Annotated in this window: 22 protein-coding genes; 11 read left to right on the top strand and 11 right to left on the bottom strand. The window is 53.6% G+C overall.

The window, feature by feature from the left end:
* Positions 1 to 48 precede the first annotated feature (48 nt).
* Positions 49 to 522: a hypothetical protein gene (locus tag IMCC3135_RS18510; protein ID WP_088918958.1), complete on the top strand. Its 474-nt coding sequence runs from the start codon at positions 49 to 51 to the stop codon at positions 520 to 522.
* Positions 523 to 568: 46 nt separating this feature from the next.
* On the opposite strand, the gene IMCC3135_RS18505 is transcribed toward IMCC3135_RS18510, so the two are convergent.
* Positions 569 to 1,366 carry an AraC family transcriptional regulator gene (locus IMCC3135_RS18505; RefSeq protein WP_088918957.1) on the bottom strand — a complete coding sequence of 266 codons (798 nt, stop codon included), beginning with the start codon at positions 1,364 to 1,366 and terminating at the stop codon, positions 569 to 571.
* 76 nt (positions 1,367 to 1,442) lie between these two features.
* On the opposite strand from IMCC3135_RS18505, the gene IMCC3135_RS18500 reads away from it, so the two are divergent.
* Entirely contained in the window at positions 1,443 to 2,675 is a 1,233-nt protein-coding gene (locus IMCC3135_RS18500; RefSeq protein WP_088918956.1) for an MFS transporter, read from the top strand.
* Here the strand turns inward: IMCC3135_RS18500 and IMCC3135_RS18495 are convergent.
* A complete protein-coding gene (locus IMCC3135_RS18495; RefSeq protein ID WP_205737599.1) occupies positions 2,620 to 3,876 on the bottom strand; it encodes a YbiU family protein in 1,257 nt (418 codons plus the stop codon). The two genes, IMCC3135_RS18500 and IMCC3135_RS18495, sit on opposite strands and share 56 nt — an antisense overlap.
* 22 nt (positions 3,877 to 3,898) lie before the next feature.
* Positions 3,899 to 4,942 carry a LacI family DNA-binding transcriptional regulator gene (locus tag IMCC3135_RS18490; protein WP_088918954.1) on the bottom strand — a complete coding sequence of 348 codons (1,044 nt, stop codon included), beginning with the start codon at positions 4,940 to 4,942 and terminating at the stop codon, positions 3,899 to 3,901.
* A 130-nt stretch (positions 4,943 to 5,072) separates the two neighbouring features.
* On the opposite strand from IMCC3135_RS18490, the gene IMCC3135_RS18485 reads away from it, so the two are divergent.
* The 6 genes from IMCC3135_RS18485 (at position 5,073) to IMCC3135_RS18460 (ending at position 10,790) form a co-directional block, all read left to right on the top strand.
* The gene (locus IMCC3135_RS18485; RefSeq protein WP_088918953.1) at positions 5,073 to 6,320 is read left to right on the top strand and encodes an ABC transporter substrate-binding protein; all 1,248 of its coding nucleotides are present in this window, start codon (positions 5,073 to 5,075) and stop codon (positions 6,318 to 6,320) included.
* 142 nt (positions 6,321 to 6,462) lie between these two features.
* Positions 6,463 to 7,338: a carbohydrate ABC transporter permease gene (locus IMCC3135_RS18480; RefSeq protein WP_088918952.1), complete on the top strand. Its 876-nt coding sequence runs from the start codon at positions 6,463 to 6,465 to the stop codon at positions 7,336 to 7,338.
* Positions 7,335 to 8,282 (top strand): carbohydrate ABC transporter permease, encoded by a 948-nt coding sequence (locus IMCC3135_RS18475; protein WP_088918951.1) that lies wholly within the window; start codon positions 7,335 to 7,337, stop codon positions 8,280 to 8,282. The genes IMCC3135_RS18480 and IMCC3135_RS18475 overlap by 4 nt, the downstream gene beginning before the upstream one ends.
* A gap of 20 nt (positions 8,283 to 8,302) precedes the next feature.
* Positions 8,303 to 9,424 carry an ABC transporter ATP-binding protein gene (locus IMCC3135_RS18470; protein WP_088921926.1) on the top strand — a complete coding sequence of 374 codons (1,122 nt, stop codon included), beginning with the start codon at positions 8,303 to 8,305 and terminating at the stop codon, positions 9,422 to 9,424.
* Positions 9,421 to 10,470 (top strand): oxidoreductase, encoded by a 1,050-nt coding sequence (locus IMCC3135_RS18465; RefSeq protein WP_088918950.1) that lies wholly within the window; start codon positions 9,421 to 9,423, stop codon positions 10,468 to 10,470. The genes IMCC3135_RS18470 and IMCC3135_RS18465 overlap by 4 nt, the downstream gene beginning before the upstream one ends.
* Entirely contained in the window at positions 10,467 to 10,790 is a 324-nt protein-coding gene (locus tag IMCC3135_RS18460; RefSeq protein WP_088918949.1) for a Dabb family protein, read from the top strand. The genes IMCC3135_RS18465 and IMCC3135_RS18460 overlap by 4 nt, the downstream gene beginning before the upstream one ends.
* Positions 10,791 to 10,834: 44 nt before the next feature.
* Here the strand turns inward: IMCC3135_RS18460 and hmpA are convergent, their stop codons facing one another.
* On the bottom strand, positions 10,835 to 12,022 hold the full coding sequence (gene hmpA / locus IMCC3135_RS18455) for an NO-inducible flavohemoprotein (protein WP_088918948.1): 1,188 nt from the start codon (positions 12,020 to 12,022) through the stop codon (positions 10,835 to 10,837).
* 132 nt (positions 12,023 to 12,154) lie between these two features.
* On the opposite strand from hmpA, the gene IMCC3135_RS18450 reads away from it, so the two are divergent.
* Positions 12,155 to 12,592, top strand: coding sequence for an Rrf2 family transcriptional regulator (locus tag IMCC3135_RS18450; RefSeq protein WP_088918947.1), 438 nt, complete (start codon positions 12,155 to 12,157; stop codon positions 12,590 to 12,592).
* Between the two features lie 6 nt (positions 12,593 to 12,598).
* Here IMCC3135_RS18450 and IMCC3135_RS18445 read toward each other — a convergent pair whose 3' ends face one another.
* The 6 genes from IMCC3135_RS18445 to IMCC3135_RS18420 form a co-directional block, all read right to left on the bottom strand.
* Entirely contained in the window at positions 12,599 to 13,765 is a 1,167-nt protein-coding gene (locus IMCC3135_RS18445) for a Gfo/Idh/MocA family protein (RefSeq protein WP_088918946.1), read from the bottom strand.
* Positions 13,766 to 13,768: 3 nt separating this feature from the next.
* Entirely contained in the window at positions 13,769 to 14,512 is a 744-nt protein-coding gene (locus tag IMCC3135_RS18440) for a sugar phosphate isomerase/epimerase family protein (protein WP_088918945.1), read from the bottom strand.
* A gap of 68 nt (positions 14,513 to 14,580) precedes the next feature.
* Positions 14,581 to 15,657 (bottom strand): ABC transporter ATP-binding protein, encoded by a 1,077-nt coding sequence (locus tag IMCC3135_RS18435; protein WP_088918944.1) that lies wholly within the window; start codon positions 15,655 to 15,657, stop codon positions 14,581 to 14,583.
* Positions 15,658 to 15,661: 4 nt separating this feature from the next.
* The gene (locus IMCC3135_RS18430; RefSeq protein WP_088918943.1) at positions 15,662 to 16,582 is read right to left on the bottom strand and encodes a carbohydrate ABC transporter permease; all 921 of its coding nucleotides are present in this window, start codon (positions 16,580 to 16,582) and stop codon (positions 15,662 to 15,664) included.
* Entirely contained in the window at positions 16,575 to 17,468 is an 894-nt protein-coding gene (locus IMCC3135_RS18425) for a carbohydrate ABC transporter permease (protein WP_088918942.1), read from the bottom strand. Before IMCC3135_RS18425 ends, IMCC3135_RS18430 begins: the two co-directional genes overlap by 8 nt.
* A 103-nt stretch (positions 17,469 to 17,571) precedes the next feature.
* Positions 17,572 to 18,801, bottom strand: coding sequence for an ABC transporter substrate-binding protein (locus IMCC3135_RS18420; RefSeq protein WP_088918941.1), 1,230 nt, complete (start codon positions 18,799 to 18,801; stop codon positions 17,572 to 17,574).
* Positions 18,802 to 18,997: 196 nt separating this feature from the next.
* On the opposite strand from IMCC3135_RS18420, the gene IMCC3135_RS18415 reads away from it, so the two are divergent.
* Positions 18,998 to 20,041: a LacI family transcriptional regulator gene (locus tag IMCC3135_RS18415; RefSeq protein ID WP_088918940.1), complete on the top strand. Its 1,044-nt coding sequence runs from the start codon at positions 18,998 to 19,000 to the stop codon at positions 20,039 to 20,041.
* Positions 20,042 to 20,127: 86 nt separating this feature from the next.
* On the opposite strand, the gene IMCC3135_RS18410 is transcribed toward IMCC3135_RS18415, so the two are convergent.
* Positions 20,128 to 21,123: a tyrosine-type recombinase/integrase gene (locus IMCC3135_RS18410; protein WP_088918939.1), complete on the bottom strand. Its 996-nt coding sequence runs from the start codon at positions 21,121 to 21,123 to the stop codon at positions 20,128 to 20,130.
* Positions 21,124 to 21,253: 130 nt separating this feature from the next.
* On the opposite strand from IMCC3135_RS18410, the gene IMCC3135_RS18405 reads away from it, so the two are divergent.
* A complete protein-coding gene (locus tag IMCC3135_RS18405) occupies positions 21,254 to 22,981 on the top strand; it encodes an adenylate/guanylate cyclase domain-containing protein (RefSeq protein WP_169727488.1) in 1,728 nt (575 codons plus the stop codon).
* Positions 22,982 to 22,992: the final 11 nt, after the last annotated feature.

Here is a 22,992-nt window from a genome sequence, read left to right as displayed (position 1 = left end):
TGCTCGATAGCCCTGCTGTTCGTTGTTTTATTTTCAGCGAGTTGTTCGATGGTCGATCCAGGTACTACGGATAAAGGCGCTACTGAATCAAAGACTGGTTCCAGTCTACATGCGAGCATCATCATTCCTGACGTAGAGATTGCCTTGGGAGATGCAGTTTCCATTCAAATGGTCTTGCACAATACAGGCGATCAGACTGCATCGTTTCTACCCATGAACACGGCCTTTGAAGCACCACTTTACGCTGATGTATTCGAAGTAAAGCTACTGGATGAGTCGCTGCCTTATATCGGTCCGATGGCCCGCCGCTTACCGGCAACTGCCGATGACGTACTAGAGCTGAAACCTGATGAGCGCCTGGAGCGAACCGTTGTTTTATCTGACTATTACCCAATGGACCAGCCTGGCAGATATGAAATTCGCTACATCCCTCGACAGCTGGTAGTCGAGCCGGAACTCGCAATTGAGCTTGTAGAGCTGGTGCTGGACACGCCAGTAGTCTACGTAAATATTCCCTGGTAGAGCTGAAGGGGAGTGAAAAGCAAAGGCATGGCAGGCACCAATGGCGCTAACTCTGATTCAGGAAACGTGACGGACTAGTCCCGAGACATCGCTGGAACATGGCAATGAACGCACTTGCATTTTCATACCCTACCTCTCCGGAAACGACGGTCACGCTCCGCCCAGCGGCTAGCAGCTCCAATGCACAATGGAGTCGACACTGTTGGCGCCAAGCCCGAAAAGACATCCCGGTCTGTATAGCGAAAAGTCGAGTAAGGGTTCGTTTGCTTGCGCCGACTTCACGAGCCCATTCACCTAGGTTTCGGTTGTCGGCCGGGTTGCAAACAAGCGCTTCGGCGATTCGTACCAATCTCCCGTCCAGCGGCATGGGCAATGCGAGAGCCGCGACTGGTTGTGCGATTATCTGATCGAGTATCACCTCCATGATCCGCGCTTGTGGACTGTCAGGATCATATTCTGATCCGGCCTCAACTGCCGCAATAATCAGCTCGCGAAGCAGTGTGGAGACCTGTAGGACGCAGACCTCTTCAGGAAGGCCTGCGATTTTCTCGGTATCGACATAGACCGTTCTCATCAAGACATCACTTCGTGCATCAATCCGGTGGCGGACACCTGCGAGCATCCAGACTGCATTTTGCGGTGGGACAATATAGGCAGCCGTGAGTGTTGTCACTGTCATGACGCCGGAGCTGGCGTAAACAAGCTGGGCACGTTGGTGGTGATGAAACGACAGCACGTCTCCGGCCGCCAAATCACGACCGTAGGCAACCACGGCTTGCGGGAAATCTTCCAGACGACTGACGTCCGTACTGATGAACACTTCGGTTTGGCTTGTTCTCGGCATAAGTTGGCTTGCTACGCGTATCGCGACATCGCATAGTTGCAGACAATACGGGTGAACGCAAATTGAGGACGCTACTGTGCAACACACCCGCTTGAGATTCCTGTTCCTGAATATCGGCCATTTTCTGAATCACCTCATCATCCTTATTTTTGCTACCGCTGCGCTGCGGATGATGACTGACTGGGGATTAAGCTACGCGGAGTTGATTCCGTACGCCACGCCTTGCTTCATCGCCTATGGACTCTGCGCCATCCCGGCCGGATGGTTGGGGGATAAATGGAGTCGTGAAGGCATGATGGTTGTGTTCTTCTTCGGCATTGGGGCCAGTTCGATGTTGGTGGGGCTGGCAAGTAGTCCCCTTCAAATAGCTTTCTGTCTGACGTTGGTAGGCGTGTTCGCGGCGATATATCATCCAGTCGGGATAGCGATGGTTGTGCACGGTCTCAACAAGACCGGAGTGCCGTTGGCGATCAACGGGATCTTCGGCAACATGGGGGTAGCCTGTGCGGCACTACTGACCGGGTTTCTGGTGGACACGTCTGGGTGGCGCAGTGCGTTCATTGTTCCGGGTATTGCCTCTATCGGCGTTGGCGTGCTGTACCTGGCTTTTCTTCGTGCCGAGCCTGCATCGTTGGCAGCGACGGCGCAAAACGACAATTCTGATATGCAGGCGCATCACATCCCCAGACAGATGTTGTTGCGACTATTCGGCATCGTCTTGTTCACCACGGCAATCGGAGGGCTTATCTTCCAGAGCACAACGTTTGCGTTGCCAAAGGTATTCGACGAGCGTCTGACGGATATCGCCGGAACTGCAACCCTGGTTGGCATCTATGCCTTTCTGGTGTTCTCCGTCGCCGCCTTCGCACAGCTTGCAGTGGGCCACCTGGTCGATAATTACTCCGTGCGCACCATCTTCGGCACTGTGGCTCTCCTGCAAGTGCTCTTCTTTTTTGTCATGGCCCAGCTTGAGGGTATCGGCGCATTGCTGGTTGCATTTGCTTTCATGCTGGTTGTGTTCGGACAAATCCCGATCAACGACGTTCTGGTCGGACGAATAGTTCGTAGCGAATGGCGAAGTCGTGCGTATGCGCTCAGTTACATCGTATCATTCTCTGTGAGTGCGGCAGCTGTACCAACGATTGCATGGATCCATGGCACCCATGGATTCGCGATGTTGTTCGATGTGTTGTCGATTGCCGCGTTCGCCATTTTTCTTGGCACGTTGCTTTTGCCCGGAAAAACGCACGCTATCAACGCTCGAGTCCCATCTGGCGTCGGCCCAGATCAGTCAGATCAGCAACAGTAGCTCGGCCCTCAAAATCCACTTCATAATCTTCTGCGGCAAAGTCGGGTGCACTGCGACCACTTATGAAACTGGCGCTTTGTCGCAGGGCGTAGGCCCTGTTCTTTCCGCACACCGGACTGGCTCCGATATAGATGACATTCGCGTAGTCCTTGCCGCGATGTTCACTGCCGACGGCGTGGATGACATCGGGATGCCACCAGACAGTGTCGCCAGGCGCTACTGTCTGGATGGGTACGATGCCGGGCATGAGGTCCGGATGCCATTGTTCACTGACTCCCAATGCACGGCCGGGCTTGGCAAGACATAGTTCGTTCTCGGCAATGTCGGGTTGCAACGCCCGTAGTAGTACATGGGCAATGCCATTGGCAATAGGTAGTAACTCGAGGGTGCCATCTCCAGGGCCTTGTTCGGTGAGTGCGGTCCAGCCCTGAAAGGTGCGAAACATCGAGCTGACAGCGGGTGATGAATACTCGCGTGTCTGTGTGCGATAGGCGGCTCGCCAGGGGTCGTATGAATCCAGCTCGCCTGCGAAGATGCTGCCATAGATTTTCTGGAAGGCCGGGTCCACCCATCGCTCGTAGGAGCCGGCGTCCATATGGGGTGACAACCCCAGTGTGGTATCTCCGGGCGCTCGGCGCCTGGTTCTGTCAGCATAGGCATAGTCCATGTCCGGGTCGAACTCAGGGCCCGCCGGTGCTGATACATCCCAAAGGCGATTCAGGAAGGACTTGGTCCTGGCCATGGACTCTGCCTGTCGGGCCATGACTTGAGGGCGAGACCAGTACACGCCATAAATTTGAGGTTTGGCGTCTTTCAGATCACCAAAGTAGTCGTCAAGGCCTGACTTTTCCCGAGCGCGCTCCAGATACTGGTTGCGATCCAGATAGTCACCCAGTTCCTGGTTCCAGTCGGTGGCTTGCTGCTGCGAGAAAACGTTGCGTACAATTGCACAGCCTCGTTGCCGGATAGCCAACATATCGGCTTTGCTGACCTTGTTTTCACTGACAGCCTTGTAGGAGATTTCCGGAACGACTGCGGCCGTTTTGGCCTGCTTGTCGACAACCTCATCGACCGCTCGACGGATGCTTTCCCGAATACTGACAAAGGCTTTTTCTACATCATTGTGCGCCTTGATATCTCGCTTGGCCTGCGCAATGAAGGGGGCAATATCGACGGCTTCTTCGTTCATAGAGGGTGTCATGAATTTGATTTTAGGGGGGTGATTAACCTAATCGAAAGCGGGGTTCGGGCGCGATGATGGTATTGAGCTGCTCGGTTGGCAGTTGCCCACTGATGAGCTTTAGCAAGGTTTCGCCCAGGCGAGTTCCCGTCAGTGTGATGTCTTCGAAACAGGAGTCGATTATCGGCAATACATGATCAATGGTTGCAGAGGTTTGCTTGGTCACCACTTCGGCATCAATGCCCGGGGTCAGTCCGGCGTCGTGAATGCCGGCCATGATTGCCAGAGTTGCATTGTCGCCAGCACTGACGATGCCATCAGGTGCATTTCCTGACCTGAAGAGCGCGGTGATGATCCCACGTAGTTTGTCCAGTGGCATATCCAGGCCCAGTGGCTCGGGGGGCTCCAGACAGTCCAGGCCATTACGGGCGATCGAGCGGCGAAAGCCATTGAGCAGATGAGTTTGATAGGTCAGGGAGGCGGGGGCACCGACCAGCATGAGGCGTTTGCGACCGCGCTCAGCCAGACGGTTTGCTGCCATTTCTGCAAACCGTTCATTGTCGAAATCCACCGACGCATGAGCACTTGCCAGTTCGGTTCTACCGTGAGTTACAAACGGGAAGCCGTTTTCTATCAGATACCTGACGCGCAGATCCTGAGGCGAAGTATGCGAGATGACGATGCCATCGGCTCGATGATTCTGGACAATGGATTTTACGATAGTCAGCTCGTCGTCATGAGGGATTTCGGGGGTGGCCGAGAGTTCGAAGCCGGCGTCGCGGCAGACCTCTCCCAGGCTGGAGATGATGGATGTCGTATAGCCGGTGATCTCTACACGCGCTGGCAGCACCAGGCTGATCATATGAGTACGCCCGGTGCGCAGGCCACGGCCTGCACGATTGGGCACATAGCCCAGCTCATCCGCAACGGACCTGACACGAATGCGTGTGCTCTGGGCGATATCGCTGGCGTTGTTCAGGGCCCTGGAGACCGTAGTGACCGCCAGTCCGCAAGCATCTGCAACCGTGCGCAGGGTTGGCCGTTCTGAGGGCCGTGTGACAGCTCGTGGTTGCTCGGGTTTTTTCATTAATCAATAATAACTGTAACGTTACAGATGTCAATAAGGCTGCAAAGGAAACTTTGACGTCATGAATTTGTAACGTTACAATCTGCGCAGGCAACGAAAGTTGCTTCCACACCGAGGAGATAGGAGTGTTATGAAACTAACAACTTTGGCAGCGGGCATCACGTTCGCTCTGAGCATTGGCGCAGCAATTTCACCCGCTGCAGCGGCCGATGTAGAAGTGTTGCACTGGTGGACCGCAGGCGGCGAAGCTTCAGCATTGGAAGTGCTCAAGAAAGACCTGGAGTCGCAAGGTGTGGGTTGGCAGGATATGCCTGTCGCAGGTGGGGGCGGTGAGGCGGCCATGACAACGCTTCGTGCGCGGGTTACCGCTGGCAATGCACCGACTGCGGTACAGATGCTCGGATTTGACATCACCGATTGGGCCAATGAAGATGTGCTGGGTAACCTCAATTCTGTGGCGACTGAGGAGAAGTGGGATGAAGTGGTCCCCACAGCCTTGCAAGCTTTTGCCAAGCATGACGGCAACTGGATATCCGCACCGGTCAATGTACACTCTACCAACTGGGTGTGGATCAACAAGGCAGCACTGGATGAGGCTGGCGGCAAGATTCCCGAGACCTGGGAAGAGCTGGTCTCGGTACTTGATGCCATGAAAGCCAACGGCATTACTCCCTTGGCACATGGCGGGCAGCCCTGGCAGGATGCTACTTTGTTCGATGCCGTTGTATTGTCAATGGGGACCGACTTCTACAAGCAAAGCATGATCGATCTGGATATGGATGTTCTGTCTGGTGAGAAGATGGTAGAAGTCTTTGATCGCATGTCAACGTTGCGTTCATACGTCGACGATAACTTTTCCGGACGTGACTGGAATCTGGCCTCGGCCATGGTTATTGATGGTACGGCAGGCATGCAGATGATGGGTGACTGGGCCAAGGGCGAATTCGTCAAGTCCGAACAGACGCCGGGTGAAGATTTTCTGTGCATTCGGTTCCCGGGCACGCAAGGTTCTGTCACATTCAATTCGGATCAGTTCGTCATGTTCAATCAGGAAGGCGATGCCGATGCACAGCTGAAGATGGCTTCTGCCATCATGAACCCTGAATTCCAGTCAGCCTTCAATGTGGTTAAAGGCTCCGCTCCAGCACGAACTGATGTCTCGGATGCCGCCTTTGATGATTGTGGCAAGAAAGCCATGAAAGATCTGGCTGATGCAAACGAGGCAGGCACCCTGTTTGGTTCCATGGCACATGGTCATGCAGCGCCTGCGGCTGTAAAGAATGCAGTGTATGACGTTGTTACTCAGCACTTCAACGGCGAGTTGAACAGCGAAGAGGCTGCTGAGGAATTGGCCAATAGCGTCGAAGCGGTGATGTAAGGCAGAGTCTGAGGGCGAGGCTGACTGTACGTCGCCTGGTCTGATCGTCCGTTGCATGCTGAGCCTCGATATGTCTCCATGAATATCGGGGCTTTGCTGCTGACAAACAGTCCCTTTTTCGCGAACTGGCAATATAGTCGATATGAAAGAACGCCTGCAGGCCTGGATACCGAAGCTGGTGTTGGGGCCGAGTTTTCTGCTCATTCTGTTTTTCGTTTATGGATTCATTCTGTACACGGGATATCTCTCTGTTTCAGACTCCAAGATGCTGCCCTCCTACGGTTTTGTTGGTCTGGAGAATTACGAAAAGCTGTGGAAGCTGAGGCACTGGACCAGCTCACTCAATAATTTGGCCATATTCGGTATTCTGTATATCGTTATCTGCAGTGTGCTTGGGTTGCTGCTGGCCATTCTGCTTGATCAGAAAATTCGGGCAGAAGGCGTTTTGCGCCCCATCTATCTGTACCCCATGGCTTTGTCCTTCATCGTTACCGGTACCGCCTGGAAGTGGTTTCTGGATCCGGGCATGGGTCTGGAACATACGATGCACGCCTGGGGCTGGGAGAGTTTTCAGTTCGACTGGATCAAGAGTCGAACACACGCCATTTATGTCGTGGTTATAGCCGCCGTATGGCAAAGCTCGGGCTTTGTCATGGCCATGTTTCTGGCAGGCTTGCGAGGTGTCGATCCAGACATTATTCGCGCCGCTGAAATCGATGGCGCCTCACGTGCCCGCATCTACCGACGCATCATCATTCCCATGATGCGGCCCGTGTTTTTGTCCGCTTTTGTGGTGCTGGCCCATCTGGCCATCAAGTCCTACGATCTGGTCGTCGCCTTGACAGGTGGTGGTCCGGGCAAGGCGACCGAGTTGCCCGCAACGTTCATGTATTCCTATACCTTCAGTCGTAATCTGATGGGCATTGGCGCCTCGTCAGCTATCATCATGCTGATCATGATCTTCTCCATCATCGTGCCCTATCTGTATTCAGAGCTACGCGCGGACAAACAATCATGAGCAACTCACAGGCAAGTTTGCCGAATGGCTCGCTGAATAGCCCCCAGAAAAACTCACAAGATAATCAACCTCTGGCGGCATCAGGCAGTAAAACGGGGGCTCGGGCAGGGCGCTTTCTATTGTATTTGGTGCTCATACTCTTTGCTCTTTATTATTTATTGCCGCTGTACGTCATGCTGGTGAATTCGTTCAAGCCCCTTGAAGAGATTCGTGGGGGCGACATGATGTCACTGCCGGAAGTTTGGACTCTGGCTCCCTGGGCGAGTGCCTGGTCGACGGCCCAGATTGGTGTGCAGGCGACAGGCTTGAAGCCGTATTTCATGAACTCCATAGCCATGGTGGTTCCGGCGGTATTGATATCGACCATTCTGGGTTCGCTGAATGGCTATGTGCTGACCAAGTGGCGCTTCCGTGGCGATGGAATCGTGTTTGGACTGTTGCTGCTGTCCTGTTTCATACCGTTTCAGATTGTGCTGATACCCATGGCCAGAATGCTGGGCATCATGGGACTGGCAGGTTCAACCACCGGCCTGGTGCTGGTGCATGTGGTCTATGGTCTGGGCTTTACGACGCTGTTTTTCAGAAATTACTACGCAGCATTTCCCACAGAACTGGTGCGGGCAGCACAGATTGATGGTGCCGGTTTTTTCCGCATATTTCGCCGCATTCTACTGCCATCATCCGGGCCGATTATCGTCGTCTCGGTCATCTGGCAGTTCACCAATATCTGGAATGACTTCCTGTTCGGTGCCAGTTTTGCCGATGTGGATTCTGTACCCATGACGGTTGCACTGAACAATCTGGTCAGCTCCTCGACCGGGGTCAAGGAATACAATGTGCATTTTGCAGGTGCGGTGCTGGCGGCTTTGCCGACACTGGTGGTGTACGTCGTATCAGGTCGATATTTTGTACGTGGCCTGATGGCCGGTGCGGTCAAGGGGTGATGGAATTGAACGAGAAAACAATGAATAACACGACAGAACATTTCCTCGAAATCGATTCGCTGAGCAAGCAGTTTGCAGGCGTTGATGCCTTGAAGAACGTGTGCATCGATGTTGAAGAAGGTGGTTTTCTGGTATTGATTGGTCCGTCGGGTTGCGGCAAATCAACGCTGCTGAACATGCTTGCAGGTTTTGAAGAGGCGAGCAGTGGTGACATTCGGATTGGTGGCAAGTCTATCAAGGAGCTGCATCCGTCCAAGCGAGATATCGCCATGGTGTTCCAGTCCTACGCCCTGTACCCGAACATGACTGTGGCAGGTAATATAGGTTTTGGCATGGAGACGCGTGGCGTACCAAAGGCTGAGCGGATCAAGAAAACCGCTGAGGTTGCTGCCATGTTGCAAATCGAGCCTTTATTGAAGCGCAAGCCCGGGCAGTTGTCCGGTGGTCAGCGCCAACGTGTGGCCATGGGCCGTGCTCTGGTACGAGATCCGCGTGCGTTTTTGTTTGATGAACCCCTGTCAAATCTGGACGCGCGGCTGCGAGTGGATATGCGTGCCGAGATCAAGAAGCTGCATGCACGCCTGGGTACGACGATCGTCTATGTCACACACGATCAGATCGAGGCCATGACGCTGGCTACCAAGATTGCCGTGCTCAGGCACGGAGAGGTGCAGCAAGTGGGTACGCCAGACGACATCTATCATCGTCCCGCGAATACCTTTGTCGCCGACTTCATGGGGTCGCCGGCAATGAATCGCGTGACCGGGACATTGCAGCGTACGCAGAACGGATTGGAGCTGAAGTTTGCTCAATTCACACTGCCTCTGCATCAACCCAGTGAGGAGCTATTGGCTCGTGCAGAACAGTCTGGGACGATCGACATGGGCATGCGGGCAGAAAACATCACTCACGCGCAGGGCGAGCAAGCTGGCGAGACGGATTTTGGCACATTGGATCTGACCATCGAGCTGATCGAGCCGACAGGTTCTGATACGTTTATTGCCACGCGAGATGGCGATGTGCATTTCACCGCTCGCGTAGAGAACAGTCTGCGAGCACGAACTGGCGAACAAATCACTCTGGCTTTTGATATGAGCAAAGCTCATTATTTTGATACCGACAGTGGAGAACGCGTGCAGTGAATGAGAAGCCATTGAGGATAGGTCTGGTTGGTTATGGATTGGCTGGCAAGGTCTTTCATACACCTTTGTATCAGGCCGCGGGAGTGGAACTGGTGGCCGTTGCCTCCAGTGACAAAAACAAGGTACACGCGGATCACCCCAACGTGCGAGTACATGCCACGCCGGCTGAATTATTTGGCGATGATGAGGTCGAGCTTGTCGTGCTGGCATCCCCCAGTTATACGCATGCACCATTAATGCTTGAGGCCTTGGCTGCAGGCAAGCATGTGTTGAGTGACAAGCCGTTTACATCAACCGTGCAAGAGGCGGATGAGGTCATTGCTGCTGCCGAGGCCGCTGGCAGAATCGCCACCTGTTACCAGAATCGTCGCTACGATGCAGATTTTCTGACGCTTCGTCAGCTGATCGATGATGGCCAGTTGGGAGAGGTGGTGTTCTATGCTGCGCATTTTGATCGCTTCAAATTACTGATTCAGGATCGGTGGCAGGAAAGCGAGCAACCCGGTGTTGGTATTCATTACGACCTGGGGGCTCACATCATTGATCAGGCTCTGGCTCTGTTCGGAATGCCGGACTGGGTACAAGGCGATGTCCAGAAACAGCGTGAGGGGAGCGACATCATCGACAGCTTCCATTTGCGTATGGGCTTGGGCCGATTGCGAGTCGAGCTGACGGCGGGAATGCTGGTGGCGGACAATGATTTGCGTTACCGGGTTCACGGTACACGGGGTTCCTGGATTAAACATCATCTGGATCCGCAAGAAGACCAGCTACGACAGCTGGGCATGACACCACAGGATGAAGGGTATGGGCTAGAGGATGAGTCTCATTTCGGTATTCTGACGCAGATTGATGGTGATCAGAGCAGTCGATCAAAAGTGCCGACGCTCAAAGGCGACTGGCCGGCGTTCTATCGTGAACTCAGTGTTGCAATCAGACAAGGCAATCCACCGCCAGTTACCGCCCTTCAGGCTCGCAATACCATTGCCGTTATCGAAGCCATGCTCGAATCCTCTCGAACCGGTAGGAGAATTGAACTGCCATGATCAGACACTGCGTATTCATACAATTCAGAAGTAGCGTGACAGCTGAGCAGCGTGATGAGCTGTTCGCCGAAATCTCTGCCTTGCAATTACATCTGACTGGTATTCTGGCTGTGCATATCGGTGCTAATGTCAGCCCCGAAACAGGTATGGACAAAGGCTTTGCCGATGGCTTCATGGTCGACTTTGCCGGAGCCGAAGCACGTGATGCCTACCTGGTCGATGCTGCGCATCAGCGTGCCGGGGCCAGGCTGGTAGAGGCAGCCGAAGGCGGTGCTGCTGGCATTCTGGTTTACGATCTGGAGATGGTTGCAGCAGAATAAGCTCTGCTGCAACGGGTCTGGAATACGACTTGAACTGAAACGTTCTACAAAGCTTCGGAGGCAGGGCCGAAAAATTCGTAATGCAGACGATCATCACTAACACCCAATGATCGCAGACCACTGATGGTCGCCTTCATGAATCCTGAGGGGCCACAGACGTAGTAATCGGCTGTTTTGGGGCTGGTGTTTGCCGCAAGCCAGCTGGTATCGACGCGACCCGTAATAGAGGCAGCTTCGTCTGATATCTGTTCGCCATCTGGCTCTTCATAGAAGTTGGCTGTGTTGGTTGCCAAGCGACTGGACACCTCTTTCATGGCATGGTGGGCCCGGCTGCGTGCTGCGTGGACGTAGGTGATGGGCAGAGCTCCGTCGCCATTAGCCTCCAGCATGGAGATCATGGGCGTAAGGCCGACACCACCCGATAACAGGACGATCTCGGATTTTTGTGCCGGATCCAGAAAGAATTCGCCAGCAGGAGCACCGACATCCAGAATGGTGCCCTGCTGGGCGACATTATGCAGCCAGCCTGAAACCTTGCCCTGCGCTTCACGTTTTACCGTGATGCGATAGGTGCTGCCATTGGGTGCTGATGAGATGGAGTAGGTGCGTCGCACAGGCCCGGTATCAGCATCTCCTGTGTCGATCAGAAAACTCAGATACTGACCCGGCTTGTGCCGAAGCACGGGAGCACCGTCTTCCGGGCGCAGAATAAATGAGGTGATCTCTGCCGTTTCTTCATGCTTTTCAGCAATGACGAATTTACGCCAACCAGACCAGCCACCTGGAGCTTCTGCCTGATCCTGGTAGAGATCTTTTTCACGATCGATGAGAACGTTGGCCAGAAACCAGTACGCCTCGCCCCAGGCTGTCAGCACCTCTTCGCTTGCAGCCTCTCCGAGAACATCGCTGATGGCCGCCAGCAAGGCGCCTCCCACAGCTTCGTAATGGGGTGGTTCGATCTTCAGAGCAACGTGCTTCTGGGCGATACGCTCAATAGTGGCAGCCAATACCTGTGGTTCCCGGATATGCCGAGCGTAGGCCAGGATAGCGCCTGTCAAAGCCTTGTGCTGAGGTGAGTTGCCGGTTTGGTGCGACATATTGAAGAAGGCGCGAATGCCAGCGTCAGCCAGGAGTCGTCCATACATGCGGGCCACAATAGCCTCGCCATGCTGTTCAAGAGCCGGCACGGTGGCGCTGACGATTTCGATGGTGGATTCGGACAATGTTGACATCGGGATTCCTCTTCAATAAAGATACATGTCAGTAGCATGTATAGTGAATGATTAAATGATACATGTCAAAAGACTCTTTAATATAAACTCTTATGCTGTTGCAGCTAAAAACCCGACTGGACGACCTGTCTTATGCGCTTGACCGATGCCAGTGATATCGCTTTTCGTGTCTTGATCTATGCCGCTGAAAAAGAAGGCGCCTTGTTTCGAATCGAGGAGGTGGTCGAATTTTATGGCATTTCCAGAAGTACGACGATGAAGGTTGTAAATGCCCTGACACGCGCTGGTTTGCTGGTCGCTATACGGGGTCGCTCAGGCGGTCTGCGGCTGGGCAAGGAGACGGGCGAGATACCACTGGGGGATGTCGTGCGCCTGATGGAGCCCGATTTTGCCGTCGTCGAGTGTTTGCGGCCTGTGAATACCTGTCCGATCACGCCAATCTGTGCGTTGCCGGCGCCGCTGATTGCGGCGACCAATGCCTTTCTGGATACGCTGGATCGTTATACTCTGGCCGATATGGCCATTGGACCCAAGCGCATGTTTCCGCTGACCTATCAGCCCAGGAGTTGATGCGACTTACATCGAAGGCAGGCGGGCGTCAGGGTCCAGCATCGCCTGTGCCTGTTCAGGTGAGAGCGCCTCAGGTCGTTCACAGCTTGTTGTCATATCGACCCATTGCCGTGTCGCTGCAGAGCGCTCGATTGAGGTGAGAATGTCAACAACGTGCAAGGCAACATCCATGTTGCAGCGATGTTTACGCCCATTGATGATGGCATCTGCCATGTCGGCTAGTCCTGCACAGCGATAGTTGGCACGAGCAACCCCGTTGCTGTCTTCCATGGTTTGTTTACCGAAAGGATGCCCCGGCTCTGGCAAAACCTCGCACCAATCGTTGCTGCGGGCAAGTTCGACGTCGCCGCCAAAGAAATTAGGGTCGGGAATATAGAGCGTTGCGTCAGTCCCGTACAGCTCAATCAAGCTATGACGATGCGTTCGAACATCCCAGCTTGCGCCAAAAGTGATGACAGCTCCGCTATTGAATTCTATGAGGGCATGGGTATTCGTTGGAATCTCCACATCGATGACTTCACCCTCGCGCGGACCATTGCCAATGGTGCGGTGCTGGAAGCCGGTTGATGCCATGGCTGAAACCGTTCGTGCTGGTCCGATGAGTTGAACCAGGTTGGTGAGGTAGTAGGGGCCCATATCAAGTACGGGGCCTGCGCCTGGACGATAGAAGAAATCCGGGTTGGGGTGCCAGTCTTCCATTCCGGGAGTCATGAAATGGCAGGTGCCACCGGTGATCGAGCCCATCAGACCTCGATCCACCGCTGATCTTGCCAGTTGGTGAGATGCGCCCAGGAAAGTATCTGGCGCCGAACCGATGCTCAAACCAAGCGAGTCGGCCAGTTCTCGCAGTTCTTTGCCTTCTTCCAGAGTCAATACCAGCGGCTTTTCAGAATAGGCATGTTTGCCAGCTTGCAGGATGCGTCGAGTCACTGAAAAATGGGCGGATGGGATGGTCAGGTTGACGATCACATCGATATCATGTGCTGCCAGCAGTTCGTCTACCGATTGCGCACGGACCCCGTATTCAGTGGCACGCAGTTGTGCTGCTGATAGGTCGATATCAGCAACGGCCTTGACCTCTATAGACTTGAATAGCGGTGCGAGCGTCAGATACGTGGTTGAAATGTTGCCACAACCAATAATGCCGACGCTCAATGAGTTCTTGCTTTTCATAACCTACAGGCCTTCAACAGTTGCCAGGGAACGACGAGCAAATCGCTCCGGATCGGAGGGGTTATCGTGTTCGATGATGAAGCGTGGCACCTTGGCAAGTTTCAATGCGGCAGCGATTACTTCCCAGTCCATGATGCCATAGCCCACATCAGCCCAGCCGTCCTCGTCAAGATTCTCACCCTCAGGTGCGCAATCCTTGAGGTGAACGGCCAGAATCTGTCCAGTCAATCGCTTGATCCAATTGACAGGGTTCTGGCCGGCAACATGAACCCAGGCAAGATCCAGTTCCAGCTCAATTTGCGGCGCGGCTTCAAGCAGATATTCAATCGGCAGCGTGCCATCGTCGAGGGGGAGGAATTCAAAATCATGGTTATGCCAGCCAAACCCCAGTCCGGCGTCACGCACCGGCTTGCCCATCTCGGTGACTCTTGTTGCAAGCTGTTGCCAGCCAGCGGCATCAACAGGGCGTTGATCCGGGGTCAGGAAAGGCACAATGATACTTTCCAGACCCAGCGAACGAGCAATTGCGATGCAGCCTGTCGGATCGGACTCGACCTGTTCGATGGCGAAGTGCCCGGTGGGCATGGTCAGCTGATTCTTGTCCAGCCGGTTGCGTGTTGCATTGATGTCCTGGTAGAGCGGGGCATAGCCTTCGAGTTCTGTGATACCCAGGCGTGCGAGCATGCTCAGCGTACTATCAAGGTCGTGATTACGTGAAGAGTAGAGCTGATAGGCAATTGGCTTCATTGGAGTCCAGTGGGTGATTTTCCGAAGTGGAGGTGTGCAGGTTTTCTGCTTGTTATTGGTGGGTTTTGCTACAGGCGCAATTCAGTGGAAGAATCGAATAAGGAGGCACGCGCCGAATCAATGCCGATGGTTATTTTCTCCCGAGGCCTGACTTTTGCCTGGCCATCCATACGGATACGAAACGCTGTGCCTTCCAGTTGCGCATAAACCAGCGTGTCCGAACCCGTAGGCTCGACCAGTTCTATTTCAACGCTTGTACTGAATGGCATGCCATGAGCCTGATCACCGGTGACTATATGCTCTGGCCTGATACCCAGGGTGGCAGCGCTTTGCGATGCTCTCTCTGTGGAGAACTCATACTTGTTCAATGGCACCATCATGTCGCCTTTTTTAAAAGTGCCCTCCTTGATAGTGCCTTCAATGAAATTCATTGAGGGTGAGCCGATAAAGTCGGCAACATATCGATTGAGAGGGCGGTTATAGATTTCGTTGGGCGATCCCAATTGCATGATTTTTCCGCCCTTCATGATGGCGATTCTATCTGCCAGGGTCATGGCTTCAATCTGATCGTGGGTGACGTAGATCATGGTGTTTTCCAACTGTTGGTGCAGACGTTTGATCTCCACTCTCAAATCAGCCCTCAACTTTGCATCCAGGTTGGACAAGGGTTCGTCGAAGAGAAAGACTTCCACGTCACGCACCAATGCTCGCCCGATTGCAACTCGTTGACGTTGCCCGCCGGAAAGTGCGGCTGGTTTTCTTTTCAGCAGTGGTTCAATTTGCAGCACTTCGGCGGCACGTTTGACTCGTTTGGCAATCTCTTGCCTGGGCATTCGCGCGTTGCGCAAGCCGAATGTCAGATTACCCTCAACACTCATCTGTGGGTACAGCGCGTAGGACTGAAAAACCATGCCAATGCCTCGCTCCGATGGTTCGGACCAGGTGACGTTCTTGCCGTTGATGAAAATCTGGCCGGCAGTGGGCTCCAATAATCCGGCAATGCAATTGAGCAATGTCGACTTGCCGCAACCGGATGAGCCGAGCAAGACCAGAAACTCGCCTTTGGGAATAGTCAGGTTCAAGTTCTGCAATACCTTTATGGAGGCAAATTGCAGGTCGAGACCCTTGATTTCAACTGAGCTCATAAGGTCAACCCTTTACCGCGCCGGCGGCGATTCCACGTACGAAAAGTTTTCCGGAAATAAAGTAGATGACCAACGGTACGGCACCGGTCAGCAAGGTGGCGGCCATATTCACGTTGTATTCCTTCACTCCCTGGACAGAGTTGACGATATTGTTGAGCTGAACAGTCATGGGGTAGTTCTCCGGACGTGTGTAGATAACGCCAAGCAGGAAGTCGTTCCAGATACCGGTGATCTGCAATATCATCGCGACGACAAAGATGGGCAGTGACATTGGCAACATGATCATGAAGTAGATGCGCCAGAAGCCGGCACCATCGACACGAGCCGCCTTGAAAAGCTCTGCGGGTATCGAGCTGAAGTAGTTACGGAACAGTAGTGTCAGTATGGGCATGCCAAACACTGAGTGAACCAGCACAAGCCCTGTAAGCGAGCCGTAGAGACCCATCTCGCGAAGCAGAATGACGATGGGGTAGATCATGACCTGATAAGGAATGAAGGCTCCGACAATCAGAATCGTGAAGAAAACGTTGGCACCACGAAAACGCCAGTTGACCAGCGCGTAGCCATTGACAGAGGCTATTGCGATTGACAGCAATGTGGAGGGTACAAGAATCTGTACCGAGTTCCAGAAGCCGCGTGACAAGCCATCGCAGTTGAGTCCGGTACACGCGCTTGACCAGGCTTTAACCCAGGGTTCGAAGGTGATTTCGACCGGTGGTGAGAAGATATTGCCCAGGCGAATTTCAGGCATGCCCTTGAGTGAGGTCACTACCATGACATAGAGCGGTAACAGGTAGTAGAGGGAGACCAGTATCAAAGTGCCGTAGATGATGATGTTTCGAGACGAGAGCAGACGGCGAGGACGGGGGCCTTGTGGTCCTGACAGATCCTGAGAAACCACACTGATTGCTGGATGATCAGCCATGTTTCTTGCCTCCGAATTCCAGGTAGGCCCACGGTATGATGATGACGACAACTGCCACCAACATCATTGTCGAGGCTGCGAAGCCCTGGCCCAGGTTCTGGCTGAGGAACATCATGTCGTAGACGTATTTGGCGGGTACCTCAGAGGCCAGGCCCGGACCGCCACCGGTCTGGGCAACAACCAGGTCGTAGAGTTTTATGATGCCGGATGTAATGATGACCAACGTTGTGATGAACACGGGCCGCATCATGGGAATGACAATGAAAAGGTAGGTCTTCCAGGCTGGAATACCATCAACACGTGATGCTTTCCAGATATCCTCATCAATACTTCGCAGTCCCGCCAGCATCAGACACATTACAAGTCCGGTGCTTTGCCACAAGGCTGCGATAAGAATGCCATAGATGACGATGTTGGCATCGTAGAGAGGGTCGAACGTGAAGTTCTCGAAACCCAGAGAGCGTACGATATTCTGCACGCCGAATTCAGGATTCAGAATCCATTGCCAGACCAGGCCTGTCACGATGAAGCTTAGCGCGAAGGGATACAATAGGATCGAGCGGAATGTATTTTCGAATCGTATTTTCTGATCCAGCAAGGCGGCCAGCATGAAGCCGATGAGCAGGGAGAGGGTCAGGGCAAGAATGCCGTAGATTGCGAGATTTTCGATGGAGATCAGCCACCGTCGGCTTCCCCACAGGCGTTCATACTGATCCAATCCTACCCATTTGAGTTTTGGCAGCAGCCTGGAGCCGGTAAACGAGTAGACGATGGTCCAGATTGAGCAGCCCAGAAAAACAACTGTGGCTGTTACAACCATGGGAATGGCCGCAATTTTGGCAGCCATGTTTCTGAATGATTTACCGCCTCGCCTTTCTGATTTCATGAGTCTGTCTGTCTGCCTTCAACAATGAAAGCAGGGGCGGGAACCATGCGTCATGGTGTTTCCCGCCCCTGTACTTGAGTTGTCGTGCTCAGAAGGCAAAAATCTAGTCGGCGTCAGCGATTATGCCGGCGAAGCTCGCTTGCGCCTCTTCAACAGTTACGCTGTAATCGTTGAAGAATTCCGAAAACAGATCCTCGATCTGGCTATTGGTATCCGGGCTGATTAACTGTGCCGCGTCGCGAACCGTGTTGCCCGCGGCCAGTATCTCAAGGCCTTTGCGCATGCAGTCGTTGGCTGTATCCATATTGATATCGCCACGTATGGGCAAGGAGCCTTTTTTCAGATTGAAAGCGACCTGCGTTTCAGCCTTGAGCATGGTGGCTGCCAGCACGTCTTGGGCCTTCGATTGCTCGGCGTCGTCGATCACCGGAAAATAGAAGGCATCGCCGGATGTCGAAATTATTTCATTGACCCCGAGGCCGGGCAGACAGGAATAGTCCTCACCGGCTACCTGGTTAGCCACCTGAAATTCACCTTGTGCCCAGTCACCCATGATTTGTCCGCCAGCCTGGCCGGTAATGACCATATTGGTTGCCAGGTTCCAATCCTGTACCTTGGAATCTTTGGACATCTTGCGGGCGTCAGCCGCTGCTTTGAATACTCGGGTAATATCCGCGCCAGCGGCGGCTTCGGCATCATGATCAGCGTAGACCTTGTCGTATATTTCCTTGCCAGCAATTGCAATCATCAGTACGTTGAATGCGCCACTGGTCTGCCAGGCCTGCTGTCCCAGAGCCAGAGGAACCTTGCCGGCGGCTTCCAGTGCCGGTGCCGCGGCAACATATTCATCCCAGTTGGTGGGAACTGTTACGCCGGCATCCTTGAATGCCTTGTGTGAAAGCCACAGCCATTGCCAGGAATGAATGTTGATGGGGGCACAGTAGATACGCCCATCGACCGTGCAGGCATCCAGCAGTGATGAGGGATGTACCACCTCTTTCCAGCCTTCAGCTTCCGCCACGTCAGTGAGGTCCCGCATCAATCCCGCCTCGACAAGCTCTTCTGCCTGACGCCCGTGATTGAATTGTGTGGCAGCCATCGGATCACCACCGGTAATACGACTGATCATGATTGGACGGGCGATGCTTCCGCCACCGGCAATGGCGCCGTCAACCCAGGTATTGCCCGTTTCATTGAATGCCTTGGCCAATTCGGCAACGGCAGCAGCCTCACCCCCGGATGTCCACCAGTGGGTGACTTCGAGTTCGGTAGCCTGAACATGGCCAGCGCTAAGTATTGCTGTGGTGAGCAATAGACGAGTGGTCGCTTTCATCCCATTTTCCTCCAGAGAAAAAAATTACTAAAACGATATAGAAAATCCTATAACGTTTTAGATCCTTGAATCAAGTATTATCGGAGCTGAAATTAAATTTTCTCATCAGCATTCGCCAAGGAGGCACGTTCAGGTACTGGTGTATTCTGAAATGCAGGCAATATAAATCGGTATTTCCCAACGAGATTAGGAACCCTTGAGTCAGCAAGACAACAATCCAGATCAGGCTTCACACAATCTAGTGAGGCCGACTCTGAAGACAATTTCGCAACTGAGTGGATTCGCAGTTCCGACTGTTTCACGCGCACTGAGTGATGCTCCCGATATCGGGGCTGAAACCAAAAAAACCGTTTGCCGTATCGCTGACGAAATTGGCTATGTGCCGAACCGTGCCGGTCTGCGATTGAGAACCGGGCGTACGAACGTGATCAGTCTGGTGCTGCCTATCGAAAACGATGTCATGAATCACACGGCTCAGCTGATCGAGGGCATTGCCAGTGAGTTGCGCAATACGGCCTATCATCTGAATGTGACTCCCTGGTTTTCAGGTGAGGATCCCATGAAGCCGGTGCGTTATATCGTTGAAACCAAATCGGCGGATGCTCTGATCCTCAACGCAACAACGCCGCAAGACCCTAGGGTCAAATACCTTATGGAGCGAAACTTTCCATTTGCCACCCATGGGCGAACGGACTGGTCATCGGATCATCCTTATTTTGATTTTGACAACACCGCGTTTGCTTATGGAGGATTAAAGAAGCTTGCAATGCGAGGCCGCTCCCGCATCTTCGCTATCCTGCCGCCCAAAGATCAGTTTTACAGTCAATGCATGGCTCAGGGCCTGAAACATGCGTCCGATGAAACCGGTGTGTCGGTGCGTATCTGTGACAAGATCCGTAGTGACTCTCCCGCTGAAACAGTTCGTGACCGGATACTCGAGGTACTCCAGAAGGATCCGAGCATAGATGGGATATTTGTGGGATCCACAGTGGCCAGTCTGGCTGCCATCGATGCTGTTGATACTTTCGAGTTAAGCTTCCCCGATCAGGCGCGCCAGATTGATGTCTTTGGAAAGGAGTCAATACCGTTCCGCAGTCTTTTTCGAAAAGAACTTCTTTCCATGCACGAGGATGTCAGACGAGCTGGCAGGTTTCTCGCTGAGGCGGTATTACAATCCATAAAGTATCCCGATAAGCCGCCATTGCAGGAACTTGAAAAACCGCTCGAAGTTCTACCGTGAATTCTGGCTGCAAGGAAGCTGTCCGGGAAGATCGCCTCCGCAGTCGTTCAATCTATCTTCGGGCAGGCTCCTCTCAGAGCGCGGACTCAAATAAGAATGCGTTCTATCTCATCCAGCGTCAGCTCCTGTTCTGAGCGATCGTAGATTTGAGTGGTTCGGGTTGAATCGTGTCCGGCAATTCTGGCTGCCGTTTCCAGTTCGCCGCCATTTCTCAGGTATTCGGTTATACCCGTACCTCTGAAGGTGTGATTGCATATCTCGGTAGGCAGACCTGCCCGGAAGGCTCGGCGTTTGACCATTTGCAAGGCAGAGAAGCGCGATATGGCTTTGGGAAGCAGCACATTCTTCTGCCGGCCGCGGCCCGATGTGCGAAAAAGAGGGCCTTTGCGATCATCACTGATACCGGCGGTTTGCACGTAGATGTCCACATACTCCTGAGCGATGTGGTGGCTCGGAATGACATTGAAGCTACCGCCTTTTTCAAGTAATCGGAAGTAGGAGCGTTTTCCCTGTGTGTAGTAGTCAGCAACGCACATGGCAGCCACGGCCGATATTCTTCCGAAGCTGTACACCATGACACTGATCAAGGCTCGATCGCGAAGCCCTACCAGGGTGTCGGTTTCGATACTGTCCAGTAGGGTTCGGGTCTCCTTTGCTGTCAGTACGGGTGTCTTGCCGACCTTGACCGTGTGCCGAGGTCCGCGCACGGCGACCGCAGGATTCACGGCTACCACATGTCCGGTAACCAGCCAGTCGAACAGCATGCGAATGGCTGCCAGATGTTGCTTGACGCTGGGCGCGGCATAGACCTGATTCAACTGTTCGATATAGGCGGCCACGACCATAGGATCGACATCTTCGAGCTGTATGCGGTGAAACTGGCACCAGTCGGAAAACCGGTAGACCGCGTTCAGATAGGCATAGCGCGTATTCGTATTACGGATGGTGACGACAAAAAACTCCCAGAAGCGCCGTTCGGATTCCGGATTGACGGCGAACAGCGTGGGGGTTTCACCGGTAGCGACTCGGGCTGGTATGTCAGCCGAGCTGATGATGAGAGCAAGGTCCTGGGGATTTTCCATAGGGTAAGTATAGTGCTATACAACAGGTACTGAATCAGGAATGTGCGAAACTGATCGACACTGGCATACTCAAAACACATGGGGCCTGTCAAGGCAATCAAATGGGCGGCAACTTGAGCCACTGCATATCATGAGTGACAGTACTGACAAATTGCCTGTTGCGGTGAAAGCTGAGGTGAATAAAGCACCAGAATCAATTGGCATGGTTCCGTGGCGCAAGAACCTCAGACTTTATTCCGGCCTTATTCTATTTATCTTTGCAGCAGGGCATCTTGGCAACCATGCTGTGGGTCTGGTGTCGCTGGAGGCGATGGAGCAGGTACGCCAGGTACGAACCTATATCTGGCGTAACCCGATCGGCACCGTCCTGCTCTTCGGTGCCTTGATGACCCATGTCTATCTGGCTCTGCACAAGTTTGCACTACGGCGCACGTGGCGAATGAGCCGAGCGGAGGCGGTGCAACTATGCTTCGGGCTTGTCATTCCGGTTTTGTTGCTACCGCATATATTTGGTACCCGTTTAGCCAATGAGTTGTTTGGTTTGCAGGATAATTATGAGCATGTGTTATCGGTGCTCTGGTCAGGCAATCCTTTCAAGCAATCATTGCTGATGGTATTGGTGTGGGTGCACGGCTGTATCGGAATGCACTTCTGGTTACGTCTGAAACCCTGGTACGCACGGACAGGCTGGTTACTGTATGGGTTTGCAGTTGTTCTGCCAGCGCTCTCCTTTGCAGGCTTCGCTGTCGCAGGCCGACGGCTGGTGGAGCAGGACAGCCATGTGTCTGCACTGAGCGTGGTACAACGTGAATGGATTTACAGTACGGCCGATATGGCTACATGGCTCTCTCTGAGTACCATCATTGCTGTTGTCACTTTCCGGCTGCTGCGTTCTCAGGTTGACAGGTTCGGGCCGACGATCAAAGTGTCCTACGCAGACGGGCGAACCGTGACCAGCCAGCTTGGCCCCACGTTGCTGGATATCAGTCGACTGAACAAAGTGCCTCATGCGTCAGTCTGTGGCGGTCGTGCTCGTTGCTCTACCTGCCGTGTGCGGGTGCTGGAAGGTCTGGAAGCGCAACATCCGCCAGGTGAGACCGAGAGAAAAGTTCTCAAGAGAGTTGGGGCGGGTGCCAATGTCCGGCTTGCCTGTCAGCTATCACCCCGCTCGGATATTCGCGTAGCGACGATCTTGCCGGCTCATGGCATCACAGTCTCGGATGCGGCGCCGCTGGATAGATATTTCTGGGGTGTCGATCAGTCGGTCACCATTCTGTTTGCTGATATTCGCGGGTTTACGGCCATGTCCGAGAACAAGCTACCCTACGATGTGGTGTTCATACTCAATCAGTACCTGGGGCAGATGTCTACCGCGATTTCTGACTCTGGTGGGTATGTCGACAAATTCCTGGGTGACGGCATCATGGCCATATTTGGCATGGAGAAGCGTGTCGAGTTGGGTGTGCTGGATGCATTGAATGCAGCCAGAGCCATGGGGCGCGTTCTGGATAGTCTGAACGTGTCTCTGGAGGCCGATCTTGAAGTGCCGTTGAACATCGGCATTGGTATTCACACCGGCCCCGCTATTCTTGGTCGTATCGGTGTTGCTGGAGCATCCGGTGCTACTCAGCAAATAACGGCATTGGGCGATACTGTCAATACAGCCAGTCGATTGGAGGGCGCGTGCAAGGAACTTGCTTGCCAGCTGGTGGTGTCGGAAGCTTCAGTTAGGGCATCGAAACTGCCCATCACTGGAGGACACGGCAGTCTGATCTCAGTCAAGGGGCGAGGGCAGCAGGTGGGCATACAGGCCTTCAGCAATGCCAAGGACTTGCAGGTGGGTGCCAGTGAGGTGTGAGGCCGTTGTAC

The sequence above is a fragment of the Granulosicoccus antarcticus IMCC3135 genome, assembly GCF_002215215.1.
GTDB classification, from domain to species: domain Bacteria; phylum Pseudomonadota; class Gammaproteobacteria; order Granulosicoccales; family Granulosicoccaceae; genus Granulosicoccus; species Granulosicoccus antarcticus.
Note: the sequence above shows the minus strand (reverse complement) of the source record. Positions and strands in the feature narration are given on the sequence as shown.